At 59.1% G+C, this 22,193-nt stretch carries 18 protein-coding genes, 1 tRNA gene and 1 pseudogene; 5 read left to right on the plus strand and 15 right to left on the minus strand.

The window, feature by feature from the left end:
• The 8 genes and pseudogenes from T424_RS21430 to T424_RS0117970 all read right to left on the minus strand — a co-directional run.
• Positions 1–267: pseudogene (locus tag T424_RS21430) on the minus strand (IS21 family transposase); the annotation flags it as partial.
• Between the two features lie 106 nt (positions 268–373).
• On the minus strand, positions 374–1,675 hold the full coding sequence (locus T424_RS21435; protein ID WP_245269621.1) for a DUF4236 domain-containing protein: 1,302 nt from the start codon (positions 1,673–1,675) through the stop codon (positions 374–376).
• 161 nt (positions 1,676–1,836) lie between these two features.
• Positions 1,837–2,796 carry a TIR domain-containing protein gene (locus tag T424_RS0117945; RefSeq protein ID WP_245269623.1) on the minus strand — a complete coding sequence of 320 codons (960 nt, stop codon included), beginning with the start codon at positions 2,794–2,796 and terminating at the stop codon, positions 1,837–1,839.
• Positions 2,763–3,461, minus strand: coding sequence for an adenylate/guanylate cyclase domain-containing protein (locus T424_RS0117950; protein WP_027488958.1), 699 nt, complete (start codon positions 3,459–3,461; stop codon positions 2,763–2,765). The genes T424_RS0117945 and T424_RS0117950 overlap by 34 nt, the downstream gene beginning before the upstream one ends.
• Positions 3,462–3,472: 11 nt before the next feature.
• Positions 3,473–4,039, minus strand: a complete 567-nt coding sequence (locus T424_RS0117955; RefSeq protein WP_027488959.1) for a Pycsar system effector family protein — start codon at positions 4,037–4,039, stop codon at positions 3,473–3,475.
• Between the two features lie 10 nt (positions 4,040–4,049).
• Entirely contained in the window at positions 4,050–4,835 is a 786-nt protein-coding gene (locus T424_RS21440; RefSeq protein WP_154664982.1) for an E2 domain-associated cysteine-rich protein, read from the minus strand.
• Positions 4,836–4,843: 8 nt separating this feature from the next.
• A complete protein-coding gene (locus tag T424_RS0117965) occupies positions 4,844–6,370 on the minus strand; it encodes an adenylate/guanylate cyclase domain-containing protein (RefSeq protein WP_027488960.1) in 1,527 nt (508 codons plus the stop codon).
• Positions 6,371–6,975: 605 nt separating this feature from the next.
• Positions 6,976–7,052 (minus strand) — tRNA-Arg (locus tag T424_RS0117970).
• 258 nt (positions 7,053–7,310) lie between these two features.
• On the opposite strand from T424_RS0117970, the gene T424_RS0117975 reads away from it, so the two are divergent.
• On the plus strand, positions 7,311–7,781 hold the full coding sequence (locus T424_RS0117975; protein ID WP_027488961.1) for a MarR family winged helix-turn-helix transcriptional regulator: 471 nt from the start codon (positions 7,311–7,313) through the stop codon (positions 7,779–7,781).
• A 62-nt stretch (positions 7,782–7,843) separates the two neighbouring features.
• On the opposite strand, the gene T424_RS0117980 is transcribed toward T424_RS0117975, so the two are convergent.
• The 4 genes from T424_RS0117980 to T424_RS0118000 all read right to left on the minus strand — a co-directional run bounded on the left by T424_RS0117980 (position 7,844) and on the right by T424_RS0118000 (position 11,614).
• Positions 7,844–8,311 (minus strand): hypothetical protein, encoded by a 468-nt coding sequence (locus tag T424_RS0117980; protein WP_027488962.1) that lies wholly within the window; start codon positions 8,309–8,311, stop codon positions 7,844–7,846.
• 108 nt (positions 8,312–8,419) lie between these two features.
• Positions 8,420–9,244, minus strand: a complete 825-nt coding sequence (locus tag T424_RS0117990) for a transglutaminase family protein (protein WP_027488963.1) — start codon at positions 9,242–9,244, stop codon at positions 8,420–8,422.
• 12 nt (positions 9,245–9,256) lie between these two features.
• Positions 9,257–10,198 (minus strand): alpha-E domain-containing protein, encoded by a 942-nt coding sequence (locus T424_RS0117995; RefSeq protein ID WP_027488964.1) that lies wholly within the window; start codon positions 10,196–10,198, stop codon positions 9,257–9,259.
• A gap of 6 nt (positions 10,199–10,204) precedes the next feature.
• The gene (locus tag T424_RS0118000) at positions 10,205–11,614 is read right to left on the minus strand and encodes a circularly permuted type 2 ATP-grasp protein (RefSeq protein WP_027488965.1); all 1,410 of its coding nucleotides are present in this window, start codon (positions 11,612–11,614) and stop codon (positions 10,205–10,207) included.
• A gap of 483 nt (positions 11,615–12,097) precedes the next feature.
• On the opposite strand from T424_RS0118000, the gene T424_RS21445 reads away from it, so the two are divergent.
• Positions 12,098–13,792, plus strand: a complete 1,695-nt coding sequence (locus T424_RS21445; protein ID WP_051559217.1) for a methyl-accepting chemotaxis protein — start codon at positions 12,098–12,100, stop codon at positions 13,790–13,792.
• A 163-nt stretch (positions 13,793–13,955) separates the two neighbouring features.
• Here T424_RS21445 and T424_RS0118010 read toward each other — a convergent pair whose 3' ends face one another.
• Both T424_RS0118010 and T424_RS0118015 read right to left on the minus strand, forming a co-directional pair.
• Positions 13,956–15,365 carry a DEAD/DEAH box helicase gene (locus tag T424_RS0118010; protein ID WP_027488966.1) on the minus strand — a complete coding sequence of 470 codons (1,410 nt, stop codon included), beginning with the start codon at positions 15,363–15,365 and terminating at the stop codon, positions 13,956–13,958.
• 338 nt (positions 15,366–15,703) lie between these two features.
• Positions 15,704–16,015, minus strand: coding sequence for a hypothetical protein (locus T424_RS0118015; protein WP_027488967.1), 312 nt, complete (start codon positions 16,013–16,015; stop codon positions 15,704–15,706).
• Positions 16,016–16,410: 395 nt separating this feature from the next.
• On the opposite strand from T424_RS0118015, the gene T424_RS0118020 reads away from it, so the two are divergent.
• Positions 16,411–19,179, plus strand: a complete 2,769-nt coding sequence (locus tag T424_RS0118020) for a hybrid sensor histidine kinase/response regulator (protein ID WP_084268577.1) — start codon at positions 16,411–16,413, stop codon at positions 19,177–19,179.
• On the opposite strand, the gene mnmD is transcribed toward T424_RS0118020, so the two are convergent.
• Complete coding sequence (mnmD, locus tag T424_RS0118025) at positions 19,167–19,901, minus strand: tRNA (5-methylaminomethyl-2-thiouridine)(34)-methyltransferase MnmD (RefSeq protein WP_027488969.1); 735 nt, start codon at positions 19,899–19,901, stop codon at positions 19,167–19,169. The genes T424_RS0118020 and mnmD overlap by 13 nt on opposite strands.
• On the opposite strand from mnmD, the gene T424_RS0118030 reads away from it, so the two are divergent.
• Together T424_RS0118030 and T424_RS0118035 are read left to right on the plus strand one after the other, a co-directional pair.
• Positions 19,900–21,084 carry an NAD(P)/FAD-dependent oxidoreductase gene (locus tag T424_RS0118030; RefSeq protein ID WP_027488970.1) on the plus strand — a complete coding sequence of 395 codons (1,185 nt, stop codon included), beginning with the start codon at positions 19,900–19,902 and terminating at the stop codon, positions 21,082–21,084. The genes mnmD and T424_RS0118030 overlap by 2 nt on opposite strands.
• A 107-nt stretch (positions 21,085–21,191) precedes the next feature.
• The gene (locus tag T424_RS0118035) at positions 21,192–21,899 is read left to right on the plus strand and encodes a DUF1045 domain-containing protein (RefSeq protein ID WP_027488971.1); all 708 of its coding nucleotides are present in this window, start codon (positions 21,192–21,194) and stop codon (positions 21,897–21,899) included.
• Positions 21,900–22,193: the final 294 nt, after the last annotated feature.

Raw genomic sequence — 22,193 nt, forward strand, 5'->3', positions numbered from 1 at the left:
GTCCTCGAATATCCGGATCAGTGTCAGCCGTTCGCGAGAGGATTTGGCCTCATTGGCGAGCAGCATTCCATCGAGCTGATCGCGCCAGGGGCCGAGCTTCGGCTGAGGTTGACGGGTCCGTTCGTATTTGAACTCCGTCTCATCGGTGCGCAAAACCTTCCGCACCACTTTCCGCGATATGCCCAACTCCCGGCAGATCGCCTTGATCGACTTGCCCTGAACATGGGCTAGCCGCCGTATCTTCAGAATTGTTTCCACAATAAGCATCCAAACAAAAAGCCTCCGATGAAACCGGAGGCTGTTGTAACCCCATCGCAGATGGGGGGCCCGTTTGGACGCCGATCACCCCATTTGCGGGGTTCTTATTCCATGCCTAATCACACCCAAGGGTAACTCCCAGTATAGTGAAGGCTGCGGTCATGAGTCGATTGCGTTTCCGCACTGGTTCAACAGTGGGTGTGGCCTCCATCACATAGTTGGCAGGTGCCGAGGGCAGTTCGACTGTTCGTTCTCGCGGTAGTGCCGCCAGCATCCGGCAGCCATCTGCAAAAAGGCTTGCAACTCCCGTCCGGGAAAACTCTACGAGTTCGTTCACACCGCTGTTGCTAGTGAAATGGATTGCCTCGTAAAGACACACGGGGATCTGCCGGTTGTCCTTGAAACGGCGGTTGGGTCCGCCGCTCTTGTTTGGATGCTTCCAGGTGTGATCCACGATCTTCGCGTCGCTCGGTACGCGCTCGGTTTCGATAAATCTGGAATCCTGCCATCTGATATTTAGATTGGCATAGTTCACGGCACCGACCCGGCCGCCGTCCTGGACGAGGACGATGTCAGGCATAAAGAACATGATCTGCTTGCCCACGTGAAGGGCAGGAGGTGTCACATTGCTTTTTATAACCGAAGGAAGACTGTAGGCGAGGGTGGTTGCTTTCCTGTTGACGAGATGGGACGCTCCCGCGTTGCGCTTCCACGCGGTGAGATTTTGAACCGCGCCCCCTGCCTCGATGTGCCATTTCGCAGCGCAACCGTTGAGGCCATCAAATCCTTGCACAAGATGATTGTACGCTGATTCCGCATCGCCTTCGAGATCATAATAGAGGACAGTGGTTCTCCGGTATGAGTCGAACCATTTGCCGATCGCCCAGCCTGGAAGTGCCAGTGCGCAAAGCAATAGTCCTGGGCCTCCGGACGCTAGGCCTGCAAAGGCACCGATGCCCGCAGCCGTCCACATCAAAGCGGGGGACATACGCGTTTGCCCAGCCTTCGAGTTGATCTCATTGAGGAGTTCCGAGAACGACTCGTCCTGCATGTACATGACGTCGCCGGACTCGATCTCGGTCATCGTAACGTCGCTGTTATCGAAGGTCACATCAGGGGAAGGCCTATAGGGAGCGGCCCCCGATGATCGACTCCGTCCAGCGTTGCCCAGCGTGGCGCGATAATAGAGACCACCGCGGCCTGCGTGGATGTAATGTCCGCGTGGACCTGTTCCAATCCGAAGGCCTTTGATGCCAACGGAAACGCCGACCCCGCCCTTGGAAAAATTGAAGCGAAACGGTCCTGCTGAAACCGATTTTCGAATGTAAAATGGCAATTGCCGCCCCCTGACCAAGGCCTCCGCAGTAAAATCTGGCTTTCCCCGGCGTTCGTCAGCTTTAATCGCTTCCAGAACCAATCGAGGTTCTCCTCCATTGAGAGGCTCGCTCCTAAAGCATGAAATCCACGCAACACTCATATAGGTTAGCTGGTTCGGAATATCGGGCAAGAAAAGAGCAAGCACAAGTCTGTTCCGGTGGTCCGGCACAATCAGAAGGGGCGTTAGGCTTGTTTCGAGGGCTATCCATTGAACGGTCCTAGCTTGAGAATGTGGGCGCGGAGCCTGTCGCAAGCTGGAGCCATGAGCGCGGCTGTATCCTGACCAGCCTCGTATCTGTAGGGAATCGTCGTAATGCCGCTCATATCGCTAGGGAGTTTCACTTTCTCGTCACGCGGCTCCATAAGGATTGCGCGCTGCCTCCCCAGCCTTCCCATGAACAAACCGAGTTCGAACACGACGTTGTCTCGAGGACTCGGCCATGGCTTTCCACGGCTCTCGGTAAGATCGTCTGCGTGGGCTATCGCAACCGCGAAATCCGAGGCGTCGATCTGAGCTTCGAGATCTTGAAGGGTGTAGTTTGCGACCTTGAAGACGTCATCGGTCCACAGGGTGGCTACGATCGTTTCGGTATCGTGTTCGAAGGCGTTGCGGACCAGACGGCCTACATGCCGTGCCTCGGCAGAGGATATGATGAAGACGCGTGTCTTCTCTCTGAAGGCGCCGACATGCTTGTTGCGCTCCAAAAGCCTACGGGAAAGTGCGCGGGCAATCTGCTTGTAGATATCAGGGTACTTTTTGCCAAGTGATGCGAACTGCTGAGAGGTCAGTTTGCCGACGATCGACGGCTCGTCTGCGACCACTGTTGCGGATCGGCGTTGCGTGGGTTCCACTGCTGCCATCTCACCGACGTGATCCCCACGTCCCCGCACGCCTATGCGGCGGCCGTTGACGTGGATGCCGAAAGATCCGGACACGATCAGGAAGATATCATTGTCCTCGGCATTCTGCTCGATCAGTGTCTGCCCAGTATCGTATTTCAGCAACTCTGCGAGATCTGCTAGTTCTTCGGCCAACGAGGTATCACGGCCAACGATCGCCTGAGATAGGAATGCCTCAATTCTCAGGTCCCTACCTTCGTCGCCTTGAAAACGTTCAAGCATCCTGCTCAAGAGAAGCTCCTCCAGTAGGTCGTCGACCAAATCGCATCGTTATTGTGCTGTGACCAGCTCCACGACTTCCATATGTTTTCTCCCTGAGGGCCATTCTTTTGGTCGTCCTCAAGGTAATCGTATACCCGTTTGGTAATCCATGTCGGCTGATCCGCGTTGAGCGCTGTAAGTTTGGCAGCAAGATTGGCCGCATTCCCGATCCAGACAATATCATTGTCGCCGCGGACACCGGTCCTTGCAGCTCTGATTTCGGAAGTATCCACGCCGACGATGTGCCGGATTTTGAAGTCGGTCTTGTATTGCTTGCTTAACTCCGGCTGCACGATGTTTTTGATCGCATAGTTGATTTCAAGCGCGCAGGAGACCGCAACATTGCGTTGCCTGTTTGAAATGAAGATGCCCATCACGCGGTCGCCGTCATAGGAAACGATGGTCCCGCCATGCTTGCGGATTAGGCGTGAGGTCGCATAGAGGAAGGTCTTGTAGACTTCGCCTGCGAACTCCCAAGTCTTCTCTTCAACGAGGTTCGTGGAGCCGTCCAGATCCGCGTACAGTATCGTGGCGGTTTTCAGATGTACGGCGTCATTCGAAAGTTTGAGGTCCGCTGGCTCCGGTACGGTCGTTCCTTCACGCACGTTCCAGTTAGTACGAAAGGTCGTGCTGGCATTGCCTCTGATATCGTCGGCTATCGTCATCGTGATACCCCTCAGCAATGCAATTGGCTGATTGCCCAGCGGATACAGAAGATCAGCGGAGGAATCGTCATGATTGCGAAAGCGGTCAAAACCAGGGATCCGGCCCAGTTGAACATTCGGAACTTCCGATGGGCGATCTTCGCATGGATCGCGGTCTGTACCGACAGATCACGGAGGTAGGTAGCGGTCGCTGAGTCGTTACCGATTGGCATGTAGAGATCGGCTGCCATATCTGGATAGTCCTTCGTTCCTCCCTTGGCGATGTCACCAAAATAAAGAAGGTTCTTGTAATCGTCCTCGCGCTTATGCATCTGGTCAAGAAACTTGGGCATCAGGGATTTCAGGCTGATCATGGCGGCGATGAAGAGAAGGGGCAGGGCCGCTTTAACGGCGTGGTTGTAGCCGAGAGGCAGTTCTTGCGGAGCCCGTAGGAGCGTGATGATTGCTCCCATCCAGACGGAGCAGAAGGTGAGGAGGGCAGCATTCTTGGCCTCGGCAAATTTGGCGAAGTCGATCATCCTGCCGTGGTTGGCCGAGAGCAGCTTCTCGTATGCTTCCTGTTGGTCGTTCTTGGCCATCCTCTTTTCCTCAGACGGAAATCCGTGCAAGCGGGCAATCGTCCATTGTGCCGCAGCAGACCTGACTGGCGGCGCGTAAATGCTTGTAGAAGTCGGCTTCTGCTTTTCGCCAGCCGTCCATGTTAAGGACAAGTTCGGCAAGCAGCCGCGCGTGATCACCACAGGAGGCCAGCGGGAGACGACGAACATCAGCATGTTCGCATTTGCATCTTTGACGCAGCGTCATCACACGCCGCACGGTGGACACGACGGTGACAACGCGTCGGCCGTCCTGGAGAAGTGCGATATGCTCCCGGCGGCGCCCACGCCCCAAACGAAGGCGATCGTCTCTCAGCAAGGCCACGAACCTGGGGCCAAGTGCCTCGGCATTCTCCTCCGCCATCGCCTGGAAACGCGCAGCCTCCGAACCATGCGCGCGAGCGTCAGCCTTGCCCGGCCAGCGCCGTAGCACGGCTGCTGAACGTTGGCGGAGCAGAAAGGTTAGAAGCTTTCCCCACCAAGCCTCCGCATCCTCGTGGTCCTTGATCTGCGTTGGTTCAACTTCACCCCAGTAGAGGCAGAACGTACCGCCTGGATTGATGTGTCGCTCTGCACAGAAAGACGGCAGGAGGGTAGCCTCCGCCTCTCTTGCCGACACCGTCTCCCCCTCCCGCGAGATTTCTAGGATAAACTCGGATGAGGGAGCGCCGGATGCGCTGGGCGGACGGACGCCGTATATCGCTCGTTCGTCATTGCCAGAGATGAGCCGGGCGTGGTTCTTATGGGCCACGCTGTGAAGATGTTCGATAGGCGACAACGCAGGCCTCAATCGATCTTCGCATGCGGGCGGAAAGGAGTCTCTGCCGCTCGAGCGATGGCAGGACTCGCCGCCGCATAGAGCACGGCCCGCGCCGCCTTTGCTGTGGAATCATCCTCGGCGGCAAGTGCCTCGAGTGCGACATCGTAGGTCAGGTTCGCGACCCGGCGGGACGACCCGAAGAGCTTCCGTACCGAAGACGGTCCCTCATCGTACGCCGGCTGGCCGATTGCCGTTTGCGTTCCATCGCACCGCTTCTGTTCGGCCTCGGACAGCAGCACCGAGTGCCCGGCGGAGCACCGAACGCGGCTCCCCTGCATTCCAAGGCGCGTGATCGAACCCGGGCCAAAGTCAAAGCCGATGGCTAGGCCCAGATCGTCTGTGTCCACGCCGTTATCCTGAAGGCGTTCGAGAGCAAGATCGAAACTGCTGCGAAGTCCGCCAGCACAAAGTACTGCAGTGGAGATGGTGGCATCGGTGTTGGTGGTGTAGGCGGTGCCCTCAAGAATGTGACCATGGACGCAGTCGCCGATGAAGCGAATCCGGCGTCCGGAGAAATCCGAGGTGAGAACACGATCAAGTTCTGCGCGGATCACATGAAGGCAGCGGACGACATCTTCCGCGTCATCGTCGATGTGAGAGTCGACATAATCGGTGAAATTATCCACATCGGCGTAGATTGAGACCATGTCCATACGGCGAGAGTTACCCGGCGTAAGAACGGTGATATCTAGGTTCTTCAAGGGGGGTGTCGCTCGGGAGAAGGAGAAGGCCCCGATGGGGTTGTTCTCGTTGTCCTTTCTCCACTCCCTTACAATCGAGTCCTTTGTCAGGCCGAGCTGGGCATTGTCTTCGCAGTGTGCGATTTCATCTTCCGTGAGCTTCGTCTTTGCAGGCACATCTACGGTGTCGAGATCGATCGCATCGCGGGCGCCGTTGCTCAGATAGATTCCGATCGCCTTATTGTTCGACGCGAGCTTTGCGGCGATGTTTGCCGGGCGACCGAGAAAAAGCGGCTCGCGGTAGCCATTGCGCCCGTTGTTTACGGCCAGCGCCTTTCCAGTGTCGATGCCGACGCGCACCTTCGCATTAGGGATATTTTGGTCATGGTCGCCGGTTTCGGCAAGAACATCCACGATCAGCTTGGCTATCGCCACCGCGCGGTCCACGCGGTCACCCGCCGCATCCGTTCCGTAGGGCTTGGCGATGACGGCGTGCAGACGCTGGTTATGGAAGTCCACCCGGATAGCATCTGCGTCGGCCAAGATGCGGTGCACTGCTCGGTAATGGAGATTCAGGAACCGGAGCGCGCGCTTGTGGGAGGTCTCTCCTTCGGTATCCGTCGACCAGAGCATCTCTTCAAAGTTGACGATGTCGATATAAAGATGGACGCCGTCCAGGCGATAGGCCTTGTTCGTTGGAATCGACTGGAGTGAGGTGGTTCGCGTGTAGTCGACCACCGTTACGTTTTCGACATCCTTGATGCGCGCGTCGATCGCAGTTTTGGCGCGGTCGTGCTTCCAGCTATTTGCCATTGCTACTCAACTCCCGGATTTCCGTGTGCTTTGGACGGCGTCCAACTTACGCGATTGTTTCACTGTTTGTTCTGTTAGGCATTTTCCGGGCACTTTCAGTGCCCGGAAATAGTCATTTGAGGTGTTGGCCAGTTTCAGTTTCTAAAATGGCCAGTACTAGGACAATTTGGCCAGTACTAGGATTGGTTTCTCAGTTGTATACATAACGAGCCTCCGCCTATTAGTAGCAGCCTCTCGAAGCGCCGCAGGTGCGACACTTCGTGCAAGTGCCATTGCGGACCATCGAAGAGCTTGCGTATTCGGCGCAGTGATTCGTTCTTCATTGAGAATGATAGCCTCCAATCGGGGGGAAATCACTCGGTTGCCTATGAATGCTGACAACTTGCGCACAGGAAATATGAGCCGTGGCATCACATGTCTTTCGTGCGACACCGGCCACCAACTCGTCTGATATTTCACAGTTACCCAGAATAGCCGCCAGGGGCATCCTGAACAGTCAGGTTCATTTCTACGGCGGAGAAACTACAAAACTTAGCCTCTCAGGCGCAAACCTTCGCGGCCTTACTAGGTCAGTCTAAAATTATGCGACGCGCGAGAACAAGAAATGGCGCACCCGACAGGATTCGAACCTGTGACCTTTGGAATCGGAATCCAACACTCTATCCAGCTGAGCTACGGGTGCGGCTCTGAGTGGTGCGTTTGCACGAGACGGTATTAGCCTAGACCGCACGGCTCTTCAATCCTGAAAATGCATCGGAAGACAAGAAGCGGTGGGTAACGCAATGACACTTGTTTTAAAACGTTTTTATGCAAAACTATCGTTGACAAAAACTTCTTAAGCCGCTTTTGTAAAGTTCCGTTAAGTCTGTGTGGGCAGACCATGATTCGCAGGGCCGCTGTGCGGGGTGGCTTGGGTAGGAAAAGGGTGAGTTTAGGGGCAATGACCAATCAATCTGTTGTAGGAGCTTTTGCCGGCATTCATGCGGGTGTGGAGCAATCTTTGCTGGCGCAATCGCTTGGCTTTCGGATGCGCCGTGCTCAGCTTGCCATCTTTCAGGATTTGCAGGATGTTCTTGGTGAGCGGAACATTCGCCCGGCCGATTTTTCGGTTCTCACGGTCATTGCCGGAAATTCCGGGATGAAGCAAAGCGATGTCGCGGCGCTTCTTGCCATTCAACGCGCCAATTTTGTCGCTATCGTCGATGGTCTGGAAAGCAAGGGTCTGATCGAGCGGCGCCGGTCGGAAGTTGATCGTCGGGTTTATTTTTTGCATCTGACACCGGAAGGCGAGGGTTTTCTGGAGGAAATCCTGCCCAAATGGCGCGAGCATGAAGCCCGCTTTATCGACCGTATCGGCGGAACGGAAAAGCGCGATCAGTTGATTGCCATGCTGAAATCCATTTCCGAATAGGCCGGAGCCGGGCTTTGGTGTGAACTTCGCAAGCGGCCCTGAGGCCGCTTCTCGCTGTCATTTTAATCTGGCCTGTTGCGCGCAAGACGCTGGAGAGCCTGGTCGATCATCTGGTTGGCCAGGGTCATGCGCTGGTTTGCCTGTTCGCGGAACGCTGCATTGACCCGATCCGGGTGGTTCAGACGGGCAAAGCTGCGCCGTTTGAGCGCAAGGCTTTGCAGATCGTCCTCATCGGAAAGGCCCAGATCATCCCGGATTTCGTCCGGGGTGAGCCTGCTGAGATGGGCGGGCATGACTGGGGGTTGCGGTTCCTCCGGCAACGGGACATCTTCCAGAAAATCGTCGTAGAGGCTTTGAACCGTTTGCAGGCTGGCTTCTGCCGAGCCCGTCTCCTTCACGAAGCCTGTGCCAAGACCCATGATGCGGAAGGACGTGGCCTGATCGTCATGGCCGTCTTCTTCGCGATTTTCCTCGTTCTCATCTTCCAGGCGATCCACAACGGATTGGAAAAGCGATTGCTTCAAAAGCATGGCGAGCCCTCTCTTCGGCGTGAGAATAGCAAATGCCGATGGCGTGAAGCTTGTTCCGTGGATGCAGGGCGAGGCGCCGGACCGAGAAGCAATCGGTCCGGTGTCCGTTCAGGATTGACTCTGCGTCTGGCTTTGCCCCTCGCAGGAGACATGGATCTTTACGTCAAGGTTTTCGCCGGCCTTGCCGATGCGCATACCGGAAACGGGTGCCGCATCGGCATAGCAGAGACCTGACGCCAGGCGCACATAGCGGTCGTCCGGGCAGATATTGTTGGCGGCATCGAAGCCCACCCATCCAAGGCCAGGCAGGTGCACATCGGCCCAGGCATGGGTCGCCGCCTGATCCTTCTGGTCATCCATCATCAGATAGCCGGAAACGTAACGGGCTGGCAGGTTCATGAGCCGCGCCACCGTAACGAAAATATGTGCGTGGTCCTGGCACACGCCGGAACCGCTTTCCAGGGCCTGTTCGGCGGTGGTTTCGGTTGTGGTGGCGCCGGGTTCGAAGCGCAGTTGCTCATGCAGCCTGCCCATGAGGTCATGCATCTGGGCCAGTTCGCTTTCGCCCTTCAGGCTTTTCATCAGCTCGCGGGTCAGTTTGCCGGGCTTGGTGCGGGCTGTTTCCCTGAGATAGAGCCACAGCGGCACGAAGCCTGTATGCGCGCCGAAAACACCTGCCTTGTCCTGCGTTTCCACCACGCCGGATGCGGCAATGGAAATGGCGTGGGCTGCGCCTTGCGCCGAAACCAGGTGCGTATGATTGCCGAACTGGTCGGCAAAGCCAGCCTCAACGGTGGCGCCATCGACGGCGATGGACCATTCGGCCACCGTCTGGCCGGGGCCGGAAAGCGGCGTCAGGCGCAGGCGTTGCAGGGAAAATTGCACCGGATCGTCATAGCTGTATTCGGTGGTATGGGTGATGGTCAAACGCATGATCGCCGCGCCCTAGCTGTAGAACCTGTATCCCTCGGTGATTTCCTGGCCCAGCTGGTTGTTGCGCGCCATGAAGTTATCGAGGAATTCGTGCAGGCCCTGTTCCATGATGGTGTTGACGGTGGTGGTCATCAACGAATGGCGGATGCTTTCCGCGGTATCGTGCGCGGCGAGCCGCTCGGAATATTCGCGGGCGATATAGCCGAGATTGCTGACGATCTTGTCATAGGAATAGACAAGTGAACGGGGCATTTGCCCGTTGAGGATCAGGAAATCGGCAATATTGGCAGGCCGGTATTCATCGTCATAGGCCCAGCGATAGGAGCGGTGGGCCGAGACCGAGCGCAGGATCGATTCCCACTGGATATTGTCCAGCGAGGAGCCCACCTGCATGACGGCGGGCAGCAGCACGTAATATTTCACATCGAGAATGCGGCTGGTATTGTCAGCCCGCTCGATGAAGGTGCCGATCCTCGCGAAATTGTAGATCTCATTGCGCAGCATGGAGCCGTGAAAGGCGCCGCGAATAAGCCCGGCACGCCGCTTGATGGTGTCGATCACCTCCGGCAGGTCGGCGGATTTCAGCCTGCGTGCCAGGATCTGCTTCAGCTCGATCCAGCACTCGTTGGTCGCCTCCCAGGTTTCACGGGTCAGCGCGGTGCGCACCATGCGCGCATTGTTGCGCGCCGCATCCACGCAAGACATGACGCTGGACGGGTTTTTAAGGTCGCGCAGCAGAAAATCCACGGCATCGGCTGCCGTAACCTTGTCATTGCGCTGTTGGTAAATGTCCAGCACGTCCGCGCTTTGCAGCACGCCGGTCCAGTCCTCGTCGCTTGCGCCGGTGCGCGTCAGCGACATGCGCAGGCCGGCATCCACCAGGCGCGCAATATTTTCAGCCCGCTCGATATAACGGAACATCCAGTAGAGTCCGTTGGCGGTTCTTCCCAGCATAACCATTCAGTCCTCCAAAACCCATGTATCCTTGGTGCCGCCGCCCTGGCTGGAATTGACCACCAGCGAGCCCTTTTTCAGGGCCACGCGGGTCAGTCCGCCGGGAATGATCTGCACCTTGTCGGAGACGAGGACATAGGGACGCAAATCCACGTGGCGGGGCGCGATGCCCTTGTTGACGAGGATCGGCACGGTGGAGAGCGAAAGCGTGGGCTGGGCAATGTAATTGGCAGGCCGCGCCTTCAGCTTTTCGGCGAAAAGGGCGCGTTCCTTCTTCGTGGCGGTCGGGCCGACCAACATGCCATAGCCGCCGGAGCCGTGGACTTCCTTCACCACCAGTTCTTCCAGATGCTCCAGCACATATTTCAGGCTGTCGGGCTCGGAGCAGCGCCATGTGGGCACATTTTCCAGAATCGCCTTGCGGCCGGTATAGAATTCAACGATCTCCGGCATATAGGAATAGATCGCCTTGTCATCGGAAATGCCGGTGCCGGGGGCATTGGCAATGGTGATATTGCCGGCTCGGTAGACATCCATGATGCCCGGCACACCAAGACAACTGTCCGGGCGGAAGGTGAGGGGATCGAGGAAATCGTCGTCCACGCGGCGATAAAGAACGTCGATCGCCTCGTAACCGCGGGTGGTGCGCATCTTCACCTTGCCGTCGATGACGCGAAGGTCGGAGCCTTCCACCAGTTCCACGCCCATCATGTCGGCCAGGAAGGAGTGTTCGTAATAGGCGGAATTGTAGATGCCGGGGGTCAGTACGGCCACGCGCGGCTTGCCCTTGCAGCCGGGAGGCGCAAGCGAAGCCAGGGACTGGCGAAGCAGGAAGGGATAATCCTCCACGCGCTGCACCTTGTTCATCTGGAAGAGTTCCGGAAACATCTGCATCATGGTTTCGCGGTTTTCCAGCATGTAGGACACGCCGGAGGGGGTGCGGGCATTGTCTTCCAGCACATAGAACTGGTCTTCACCCGTGCGCACGATGTCGGTGCCGACAATATGGGTATAAACGCCGCCCGGCGGCCTGAAACCGATCATTTCCGGCAAAAAGGCGTCGTTCTTCTCGATCAGCTCACGCGGGATGCGGCCAGCGCGGATGATTTCCTGCTTGTGATAGATGTCGTCGAGAAAGGCATTCAGCGCCAGAACCCGCTGCTCGATGCCTTGCGCCAGCTTGCGCCATTCCCGCCCGGAAATGATGCGCGGCACGATATCGAAGGGAATGAGCTTTTCCGCCGAATCGGCATGGCCGTAGACGGCAAAGGTAATGCCGGTCTTGCGGAAGATGTTTTCGGCATCCCGCGATTTTGCAATCAGATGCCCCGGATCCTGGCTGGAATACCAATCGAAATATTGCTGATAAGGCCCTCGCGGACTGCCGTCCGCCATCATCATTTCATCGAATGCCAAAGACGCGATCCCCATTGTTTTGGATCATAAGAGTACAACAATCGCCACGATGCAAGATCCATGCGCAATTTGGTTGAAATCGGCGCAAAGCGCGTCAGGCATCGGCTGATGGATTGAATTTCCTGCATGAATTAACGGCATGTCGCCAGATATGACGCATTTTCGCGACAGCCAAGCCGTGCAAATGTAAGTTTGGACAGCTATGAGGTGTCTATTAATAAGGCATTTGCCAGTTAAATCGCCACGGACTTTTTCAGGGATCATCGGCGCAAAGACGAGGCACGCTTTTCCTCCGCCACGGCACCTGCGTAGAGCAAGCGGACGTATATTTTTCCGGCAATGCTTTATGGCCTGCGCGGACGGGCCGATTTCGCGGGTAAACTATTTAAAACATGGCCGGAAGATATACAATTAATGGATGAATTAGATAATCATTAATTTCCTGTATCTATTTTTCACCCCACGGGAACAGGAGTGTGAAACATGGGTTTGAAGGGAATTTTCGGTTCTGCCTCGATGGGCAAGGTGCTGGCGCTCGACGCTTTGAAGGCCAATGTGATGGTGGCGGATGCCAAATTGAACATCACCTATATGAACCCCGCCGTTATGGATTTACTGCGGCACGCCGAGGCGGACCTGAAGAAAGAATTGCCGCGTTTCAGTGTCGATACGCTGATCGGCAGCAATATCGATGTATTTCACAAGAACCCGTCTCATCAGCGCCGTATGCTGGCAGCATTGACGGAGCGTCATGCCGCCACGATCCGTGTCGGCAGCTGGATTTTCGATCTTCTGGTGACGCCGTTGAAAGAGCGCGGCAAACTGCACGGATATGTGGTGGAGTGGGACGACGCCAAGGAGCGCCTGCTCAATCTGGATTACACCGCCCAGATCGCCGCCATCAGCCGTTCGCAGGCGATTATCGAATTTGCCGTGGACGGGACGATCCTGACGGCAAACCAGAATTTTCTCGATGCCATGGGCTACAAGCTTTCCGAAATCGTCGGGTGCAATCATTCGATGTTCGTGGACAAGGCCTATGCCGCTTCCGACGAATACCGGCAGTTCTGGCAGAATCTGTCAGAGGGGCGCTACCAGGCGGCTGAGTTCAAGCGTGTGACGAAGCAAGGCCAGGAGATCATCATTGCGGCGTCCTACAATCCCATTCTCGACTTGTCGGGCAAGGTGGTGAAGGTGGTGAAGTTCGCCAACGACGTCACCAAGCGTGTCAAGACGGTTTCGGCTTTGGGAGACAGTCTGAAAAGGCTCTGTTCCGGTGATTTCGGCTTCAAGCTCGACGAGCCCTTTGCGCCCGAGTTCGAATTCCTCCGGCATGATCTCAACCGTTCGGTCATGCAGCTGCGCGAAATCTTTCAGCAGATTGCCCACAGTGTCGATGTGATCAGCGTTGGCAGCCGGGAGATCAGCCAGGGCGTTTCCGATCTTTCACGGCGCACGGAAAATCAGGCCTCCAGCCTGGAGGAGACGGCGGCGGCAATGGACGAGATCACCGCCAATGTGAACGCATCCGCCAAGCGGGCGCTCGAGGCACGAAGCGTGGCGACGCGCGCCCGCGACAATGCCGAAAATTCCGGAGCCGTGGTTTCCGATGCCGTGGATGCGATGAGCCGTATCGAGCAATCCTCGGCGCGCATTTCCAACATCATCACGGTGATCGATGAAATCGCCTTTCAGACAAACCTTCTGGCATTGAATGCCGGTGTCGAGGCGGCGCGGGCCGGAGAGGCGGGCCGTGGATTTGCAGTGGTGGCCCAGGAAGTGCGCGAACTGGCGCAGCGGTCGGCAAAAGCTGCCAAGGAGATCAAGGAGCTGATCCAGAATTCGACGCAGGAAGTGGCGGGCGGCGTCAAGCTCGTCAGCGAAACCGGCGAGGCGCTGCAAAGCATCAGCACGCTGATCGTGGAAATGAACGAGCATGTGGAGGCCATTTCCACGGCTGCCCGCGAGCAATCCACCGGCCTTTCCGAGGTCAACGGCGCGGTCAACAATATGGATCAGGCCACGCAGCAGAATGCGGCCATGGTGGAGGAAAGCAGCGCTGCGGCCGCCACCCTTGCCAGCGAAAGCGAAAAGCTCAAGGCGATGATCGGACAGTTCAGGCTGGGTGAAAACGAAAGCCACCAGCGCCATGCCTCAGGAATACGCCGGGTGGCGTGAGGGCGACGCGCATCTTGTGTCTTCGGGGCAAGCTCACTCCCGACTTGCAGAGTCCTTCGTGCGCTTGATGATACGCATCATGCTATAAACCCTTCAAGGCGAGGATGCCTTGAAGGGATTTCGAGCCTGGCGAAATGCGCCACGGCATGTTTGCTGAAATGCTTCAGCTGTCGCGGCGCTGGCCACCGGCGGCGCGGTTGCCTCTTCCGGCATTCTGGCCAGCTCCCTGGCTGGGGCGTTGACGGCGCGGGCGGCGATCCTGACGGTTCTGCCCGCCATTATCGCCCTTGCCAGCCGCCTGCGCGGGGCGTTTGTCGCGCTTCTGGCCGTCTTCGCGCGCGCCCTGCGGCGCACGGCCATCCTTGCGGCCCTGCGGCTGGGCATGGTTGCGATTGTTGCCGCCGCGGCGGTTGTTGCGGGCGGCGCCACGGTTCATATCCGCATGGGGCTCACCGCTGGCCACGGCAATATCGATGCCCATCAGCCGTTCTATATCGCGCAGCAGACGGCCCTCATCGGGACCGCAAAAGGCAATGGCGATGCCATCGCGACCGGCACGCGCGGTGCGGCCGATGCGGTGGACATAGGCATCCGGTACTTCCGGCAGGTCATAGTTGAAAACATGGCTGACGGCGGGAATGTCGATGCCGCGTGCGGCAACGTCGGTGGCGATCAGCGTCTTGATGGAGCCATCGCGAAAACCCTTGAGCGCGCGCTCGCGCTGGCCCTGGCTTTTGTTGCCATGGATGGAGGCAACCGAATGCCCCGTCAGGTCCAGATGCTTCATCAGCTTTTCGGCGCCGTGCTTGGTGCGCAGGAAAACGATGGTGCGGCTGTCGGGATTGTCGGCCAGCGCCTGCTTCAGCAGCTCGGTCTTGTGGTTCTGTCCGTTGACGAAGTGCACATATTGCTCGACCTTGTCGGCTGCCTTGCCGGGCGGGGTCACTTCCACCTTCACCGGATTGGTGAGGAAGCTGTGGGCGAGATCCGCGATGGCCTTTGGCATGGTGGCGGAAAACAGCAATGTCTGGCGCTTGGCCGGCACCATTTTGGCAATCTTGCGCAGATCGTGGATGAAGCCGAGGTCGAGCATCTGGTCGGCCTCGTCCAGCACCAGATGGGTGACGGCGGCAAGAGAGAGGGCATTTCGCGCAATCAGGTCCAGCAGGCGGCCGGGGGTGGCCACCAGAATGTCGGTGCCGCGCTCAAGCTGGAATTGCTGCTTGTTGATGGAGGCGCCGCCAACGACCTGATTGATCTTGAGCGGGGTCTTTTTAACGAAATTGCGCAGGTTGTCGCCAATCTGGTTCACAAGTTCGCGGGTGGGAGCCAGAATGAGGGCGCGTGTGGTGCGCGCTTCGGCGCGGCGATTTTCCGCCATCAGCATTTCGATGATCGGCAGGCCGAAGGCGGCCGTCTTGCCGGTGCCGGTCTGGGCAAGGCCGATCAGGTCGCGGCCTTCCAGCACAAGCGGAATGCCCTGCGCCTGAATGGGCGTTGCCGTGGCAAAGCCGAGGCTGGAAACGGTGGCGACAATCGACTTCGACAGGCCAAGTTCGTGAAAACTGGTCAATTCATAAACCTTTCGGGGCGCCGCAAGCGATCTCCAGGCGGCCGTCTGGCTCGCATGGTCGCTGTGGCGTCAAGAACCCCGCGTGAATTGGGAACTTGTGTGTTGAAACGTGCTTCCGGCGCGAGGGTCCAAGCGACCCTGCATGAGTGGCGCCTTTTCCCCTTACGTATCCACTCAAGTGATACGAGGCGCGCTCACGCGGCGGCCGAAGGGCTGAAAGCTGATGGTCATTTGGCGTGAGATCCACCAAAAGTCAAGGCCCGCAATTCGATTGCGGGCCTTTCGGCGTCTTCGTCTGCGCGGCGATAACGCAACGCGCCATGATGGAGCCCGGATTTTCAGCGCGGGCAGACCCGAACGCGGTAGGAATCGCCCCATTCGTTTTCACGCCATTCCGTATGGCACGGCGGAACGTAAACCGGCTGATAATAGGTGCGGTAAACCACCCGTGGCGGCGGGGGCGGTGGCGGCGGTTCATAGGCGTAAGCCGGGCGTTCGGCGCCGGCAATCAGCGCGCCGCCAACAATGCCGCCCAGCGCCCCGGCTGCAACGCCGCCCCAGAAACGGTCGTGTGCCGCAGCCGGCGTCATGGCTGCCGCCAGGGAGACGGCAACAAGGCCCGCAGTCATCACTTTGCGAAATACGGACATGATAGGCATCCTTTCAACATCCCTCGACGAGATGAGACGATGCTGGTCCTGCAAAAGGGCGACTTGATGATGTCTCCATGGAATTACAGGGGCAAAAATAGGGCGAAGCGAAAGAAGCCGCGCCCGGCTGAAAGTGCGGGGCCATTGAAAGATTGCGCCCGTGCCTGACCTTGCGGAGAGAAAGGACGATGAAATGCTTGAGCATTTTGTCGCGGCCGCAACATTTTCCCGATAAATTAACGTCTATAAGCATAAGGTGATTCTTGCCGGTCAGTCCGGCGGGCGAGACAGGCGACGGTCTGGGCATCATGGGGGGCGGCGATGCTGTCACCGGATGTCGCAGGGCTCGGTCTTACGTTGATCGATGGGACAGGCACGCTGGCGCAGGGGGCTGAGTGGCGGTGAAGGGTGGATTGCTGGCAATTGCGCGTGACAAGATCGCCGATCTTGCCGTGCCTGCCTTCATCAAGGACAGCCAGCTCCGTTTCGTGGCGGTGAATGCGGCGTTCGAGGACTATTGCAATATCGCCCGCGCCGATCTTCTCGGGCGGCGGCTCAGCGATATAACCGGCCGGGTGGAAGATTGCGCCGCCGAGGAGCTGGAGCGGCGTGTTCTCGTTTTCGGAACCGAGGAAACCGCCCTTTTTTACGGTGGCGACGACGCCCAGCGCTGTCGTGCGGCAATCGAGCGTTTTGTCACCGAAGACGAGGCGCTTTTTGTCTTCGGCGTGTTTCGCGACCGGCCAAAAGCGTTTCGCCGCCCGGCGGTTCCGCCTGCTGCGGCAAGGCGCAAGGCCGTTGCAGCGCCCGCTTCGGGCGAGGCCCTTTATCTGCATGTGCTTGAGGCGCTGCCCATCAGCATTCTTTACATCGATTCAGGGCTTGTCATTCGCTATTTCAATCATCGCGAAAAAAAGATGGCGCAGGAAATCGGCGCCGACCTTCGGATCGGCATGACCTATCGCGAGATGGTGGAGCAGATCCATGCCGCCGGTTATTATGGCGATCGGCCGATCGAGGCGGTCTATCGGGAGCGGTTGGCCTCGCTGAGGGCCGATCCGGACAAGCAGCAATATCTGCGGCTCAGCGATGGCAGGGTCATTGCCGTCCACCGGCACTGGCTGGAGGATGAAAGCCTTCTTCTGTTCTATATCGATGTGACGGATGCGCAAAAGCATGAGCGCGAAAGCCAGCTTTACCGTGCCGCGCTGGAAAACGTGCCGGAACCGGTGTTTCTGCGCGACCGCGATCGCCGCCTGATCTTTGCCAATGCCGCCATGGAGCAGATTCTTGGCAGCGACAGGCAGGGCTTTTATGGCCAGACAGACGAGGAAATGTTTCCCCAGCACGGCAGGTTGCTGCGAGAGGAAAGCCTGGCGCTGCTTGCCACCGGCGAGGCCATGGAGCGTGAGCAGGTTCTTGTCATGCCCACGGGGCAGGAACTGCCCTTGCTCATCAGCCGCAAGCGGCTGGACGATATGGAGGGCGGCCCCTTCATCGTCGGCACGCTTGCCGATGTTTCGCTTCTGAAAATCCGCGAGCGCGAACTGATCGAGGCCCGCCAGCAGGCCGAAGCCGCCGACCGCGCCAAATCCCGCTTTCTCGGCAGTATCACCCATGAGGTGCGCACGCCCATGAACGGCGTGCTGGGCATGGCCGAGCTTCTGGCCGCCTCCGCGCTCGATGCCCGGCAGAAGACCTTCGTCAATGTCATCGTCAAATCGGGACGGTCCCTGATGACGCTGATCAACGATCTTCTCGAATTTTCCCAGATCGATGAAGGCCGCATCACGCTGATGGAAACGGTGTTCGACCCGCTGGATGCCGCCGAAGACGTCGTGACGCTGCTTTCGGGGGCTGCGGCCGAACGGCATGTGGAACTGGCCTTGAGCGGAAGGGACCTTCCCTATGTGCTTTCCGGCGATGCCGGCCGTTTTCGCCAGATGCTGAGCCATTTGCTGCGCGGCTGCATCCAGTCCAGCGCCGGTGGCGCGGTCACGGTGGAACTTTCGGCCCGAAAGACGGCCGAGGGACGGGCCGATCTCAACGTCACCGTCGAGGAAGGTCTGCCCGGCCCGGTGATCGAAGCCGGGTCGCTGGGGCTGGCGCAGGCCATGGTGCGCAAGCTGGTCACGCTTTTCGGCGGCCATATGCAGGTGGAGCCAATGGCCTCCGGCGGCGCGCGTTTCAGGCTCAGCCTGCCCTTCGGGATTTCCGGTCCGCGCGCCGGCATCAGCCTGCCACATGCCCTGCGGGGGGCAAGGGTTCTGGTGCTGGCTTCCGGGGCGCGGCAGGGCCGTATGCTGGCCGACAGTCTGACGGAGTGGGGTTTCGACGCCGCAGACGTAAGCGATGCGCGCATTGCCCGCACCTTGCTCGAACAGGCAATCGGGCTGGAGGCGCCGGTCGATATTCTGCTGATCGACATTGCCGCCGAGCCTTCGCCGGCGCTGCTGCTGCTGAACGATCTGGCGCAGGATCCGCGTTTCAAGACGCTGGCCGTGGTGGCCGTGACCTTTGCGGGCGCGCAGGGGCCCGATCTTCTCACCGGTTCGATCAGCGTGGATGCGCAACTGGTGCGCCCCGTGCGCGAGGGGCTGTTGCGCGAGACGCTGGTGGATGTGTTGCGCGCCCGAAAACGTCAGCATCGCAGACCGGGGGCGCGGGATTTTCTAACCGCCATGGCTCTGCCTGACGTGCCGGGCGACAGGCCTCCATCTCCACCTTTTTCGCCGGTTTCGGGCCGCTTCAGCGGCGGCATCGATGTGCTGGTGGTGGAGGATGGCGCAGCCGAGCGGGGTTTTTTCCGTCAGGTCCTGCGGGAAGCGCAGGTGGCGTTTGAGTTATGCAAGGGATGCGAGGATGCAATGGCGGTGTGGCGGCTTTTGCAGCCCTGCCTGATGCTGCTGGATCTGACGCGGGACGGCGATGGCGCCATTGCGCTTGCCCGGCGTATCCGCGAGGAGGAAAGGCAGGATGCCGAGCGCCTGCCCACCGTCATCGTCGGCATGTCAACGCCGGTTCTGCCCTATGACCGGCGCGCCTGCCTTGCCGCGGGCATGGACGATCTCATCTTCAAACCGCTGAGCCCGGAGCGCGTGGCGTCACTGCTTGCCGAGCGCTTCGATGCAGACAGGAGCGAGCGTCTCGATCAGGCGCCCTGAGGCGTCTCGATCCGGGTGCCGCACAGCATTTCCCGTTTTCCGGCAAAGCCCTTGCGCCGCTCCACGGCAAAGCCCGCCGCTTGCAGGTTGCGGCGCACGAAGCCTGCGGCGGCATAGGTGGCGAAGCTGCCTGACGGGCGGGTGTGCTCGAAGACAGCCTGCATCAGCTCCGGCGACCACATGGCGCTGTTTCGCGAGGGGGCGAAACCGTCCAGAAACCAGGCATCGAAACTCAGGCCGCAGGTGCTGACGCCTTCGAATGCCTCGCCGCATACGACGGTCAGCCGGGTTTGCGCATCGAGGTCGAGCGTGACCTCTCCCGCAGGCATCTGCGGCCAGAGCGCCACGAGGGCGCGGCGTTCCGTTTCGATTTCCGGCCATCTGGCAAGGGCGCGGTCCAGTTCTGCGCCCGCCATGGGGTAAAGCTCGAAGGATACGAAATGCAGGAAACCGTCCGGCTTGCGGTGGTCCTTCCATTGCCGCCAGGTTTCGCAGGCATTCAGCCCGGTGCCGAAGCCAAGCTCGCCGATGCGGAAAAGTCCGCCGGCGGCGAAGCGTTGCGGCAGCCCGTTTCCGTCAAGAAACACATGCCCGCATTCCAGCCGCCCATCGGTCTGGCAGTAAAAATGATCGCCAAAGGCGGTGGAATAGGGCATATCGCCCTCATGCCAGATCAGGCTCTGGCGCTCGGCCGCATCGTTTTCAGGATCGTTTTTCGTCATGGCTTCACCCGATAGGCCCGCCCGCGTCGCGGGTCAACCGTCTCGCCCTGTTCTGGTCATCGGCGGCGGCATCATGGGGCTGTGGGCGGCGCTGAAGGTGGCGCGTGCCGGATTTGCCGTGACGCTGGCAGAGCGCGGGCGCGTGGGGCAGGGTGCAAGCGGTGGCCTGCTGGGCGCGCTGATGGCGCATATGCCCGACCGCTGGAACGAGAAAAAGCAATTCCAGTTCGAAGCGCTGCTATCGCTGGAAGACGAGATTGTCCGTCTCGAATCGGAAACCGGCATGGCGAGCGGCTATCGCCGGTCCGGGCGGCTCATTCCGCTGCCCAAGCCCCATCTGAGAGAGATCGCTCTTGGCCATGAGCGCGATGCGCGGCAGGTGTGGCAGGCACCGGGGCGCGGCTTCGAATGGCGGGTGGTGGACGAGGCGATGTTCGGTGAGGGCTGGCCGCAGGCGCATTATCGCGCCAGCGGGCTGGTGTTCGACACGCTGGCGGGACGGGTCTTTCCCCGCTCTGTCACGGCCCTCGTCAGGGCAGGACTTCAGGCGCTTACCCATGTCACCCTGCTGGAAGGGGTTGGCATTCGCGCCATCGATGCCCGGAATTTCAAGGCGCTTTGCGAAAATGGCGATGAAATCGCCTTCAGCCATGTGATCGTGGCTGGCGGGGTGGAGGCCTTCCGGCTGATCGAGGGACTGCGACCATGGACCGGCAAGCCACTGGGCATGGGGGTCAAGGGGCAATCGGCGCTGCTGCGCGCCCCTGTCGATCCCGCCTTGCCGCTGATCTATCTCGAGGGGCTTTACGTGGTTCCGCATGAGGGGGGCATGGTTGCCATTGGCAGCACCAGCGAAAACAGTTTCGATGCGCCCTTTACCACGGACGGGCAGGTGCAGGCGCTGATTGAGCGGGCGACGGAGATGGTGCCCGCGCTTGAAGGTGCCGAGGTGGTGGAGCGCTGGGCGGGGCTGCGACCCAAGGCCATTGGCCGCGACCCCATGGTGGGCGCGCATCCCGAATTTCCTCAGGTCATTGCGCTTGGCGGTGGCTTCAAGGTCAGTTTCGGCATTGCGCACAAGCTGGCCGAGGCTGCCTGCGCGGCCTTGAAAGGCGAAGATATGCGCGTGCCGGAGAGCTTTCACCTTGCCCGCCATCTGGAGATGGCTGCAAGCAAAAGGTGAAACGCATTCCGCCCTCTTTCGTCATAGTGTCATGCGAATCGCTTATGTCATGGCTGACAACGCTGCGTGTGGGTTAAAAGCGCAGCCATCAGCAAGGGCAGAATTGAATGCGGTACTCTATCGCCTATACACCTTCTGCGAGTGATTTTCTGGGTCATGCCGGGGCAAGCTGGCTGGGCCGCAATATTTTCTCCGGCGAGGCGGTGGAGCATCCGGCTCTTCCCGGTGTGGGAATGGATGAAATTGCCTTTCACACCGCGCTGCCGCGCCGGGAAGGGTTTCGTGCCTGCCTGAAGGCACCCTTCCGGCTGCGCGACGATGCCAGTGAAGCAGGTTTGCTGCGGGCTTTGATGCGTTTTGCCGGAACGGTGGAGCCTTTCAGCCTGCCGGACATGGAGGTGGCGCGGCTTGGCGATTGCCTTGGACTGGTGCCGGCGGCGCCCTGCGAGGTGATTTCCCGGCTGGCCAGCCTCATTCTGCATGGCTTCGATGAGTTTCGCGCGCCGCTATCGGAAGAGGAAATCGAACGCATGGCCCCGGAACGGCTGAGCGCGCCGCAATTTGCCAATCTCTATCGCTGGGGCGATCCGCATGTTCAGGATGAATTCCGGTTCTACCTGCCCCTGACCGGACCGCTGGAAGCAAGAAGCAGCGAAAGACTGCGCCAGAGCGCGCAAAATTACTTCCGCCCGCTTCTGGAACGCGGACCAATGGTGCTCAATCTGGCGCTGCTGGTGGAGCAGGAACCCGGCGCGCCTTTCGTGGTGCATTCGCTGCATCCCATGGGGCGGGTTTCGGCCCGGCGCATTGCCTGACGCAGACCTTGGACCTGCCGGGCAGCCTCGCATGAGGCTCTCGACAACAGGATTGGCCACCTGGAGCGCGTCCGGTGAACAGCTGTTCACCGGACGCGCTTTTGTTTTTGCGCATTTCAGGACGGAAAACCGTGACTACACTTTTCACAGTACACGACGCTACGGTTTTGCGTGTGGTTAACCCCCCTCTGTCCTGCCGGACATCTCCCCCTCAAGGGGGGAGATCGGGCAAGATCAAGGCCCTGCCTAAATTCCTGAAAAACGCCGTCATCACACCTATTCTTTGAAGAATGG

The organism is Allorhizobium undicola ORS 992 = ATCC 700741 (genome assembly GCF_000621665.1).
Classification (GTDB): domain Bacteria; phylum Pseudomonadota; class Alphaproteobacteria; order Rhizobiales; family Rhizobiaceae; genus Allorhizobium; species Allorhizobium undicola.

Bases quoted from the DNA above. Each gene is read 5' to 3' on its own strand.
- T424_RS0117950 (WP_027488958.1), bottom strand. From the start codon at position 3,461: ATGACGATAGCCGACGATATCAGAGGCAATGCCAGCACGACCTTTCGT.
- T424_RS0117955 (WP_027488959.1), bottom strand. From the start codon at position 4,039: ATGGCCAAGAACGACCAACAGGAAGCATACGAGAAGCTGCTCTCGGCC.
- T424_RS0117965 (WP_027488960.1), bottom strand. From the start codon at position 6,370: ATGGCAAATAGCTGGAAGCACGACCGCGCCAAAACTGCGATCGACGCG.
- T424_RS0117975 (WP_027488961.1), top strand. From the start codon at position 7,311: ATGACCAATCAATCTGTTGTAGGAGCTTTTGCCGGCATTCATGCGGGT.
- T424_RS0117980 (WP_027488962.1), bottom strand. From the start codon at position 8,311: ATGCTTTTGAAGCAATCGCTTTTCCAATCCGTTGTGGATCGCCTGGAA.
- T424_RS0117990 (WP_027488963.1), bottom strand. From the start codon at position 9,244: ATGCGTTTGACCATCACCCATACCACCGAATACAGCTATGACGATCCG.
- T424_RS0117995 (WP_027488964.1), bottom strand. From the start codon at position 10,198: ATGCTGGGAAGAACCGCCAACGGACTCTACTGGATGTTCCGTTATATC.
- T424_RS21445 (WP_051559217.1), top strand. From the start codon at position 12,098: ATGGGTTTGAAGGGAATTTTCGGTTCTGCCTCGATGGGCAAGGTGCTG.
- T424_RS0118015 (WP_027488967.1), bottom strand. From the start codon at position 16,015: ATGTCCGTATTTCGCAAAGTGATGACTGCGGGCCTTGTTGCCGTCTCC.
- T424_RS0118030 (WP_027488970.1), top strand. From the start codon at position 19,900: ATGGCTTCACCCGATAGGCCCGCCCGCGTCGCGGGTCAACCGTCTCGC.
- mnmD (WP_027488969.1), bottom strand. From the start codon at position 19,901: ATGACGAAAAACGATCCTGAAAACGATGCGGCCGAGCGCCAGAGCCTG.
- T424_RS0118035 (WP_027488971.1), top strand. From the start codon at position 21,192: ATGCGGTACTCTATCGCCTATACACCTTCTGCGAGTGATTTTCTGGGT.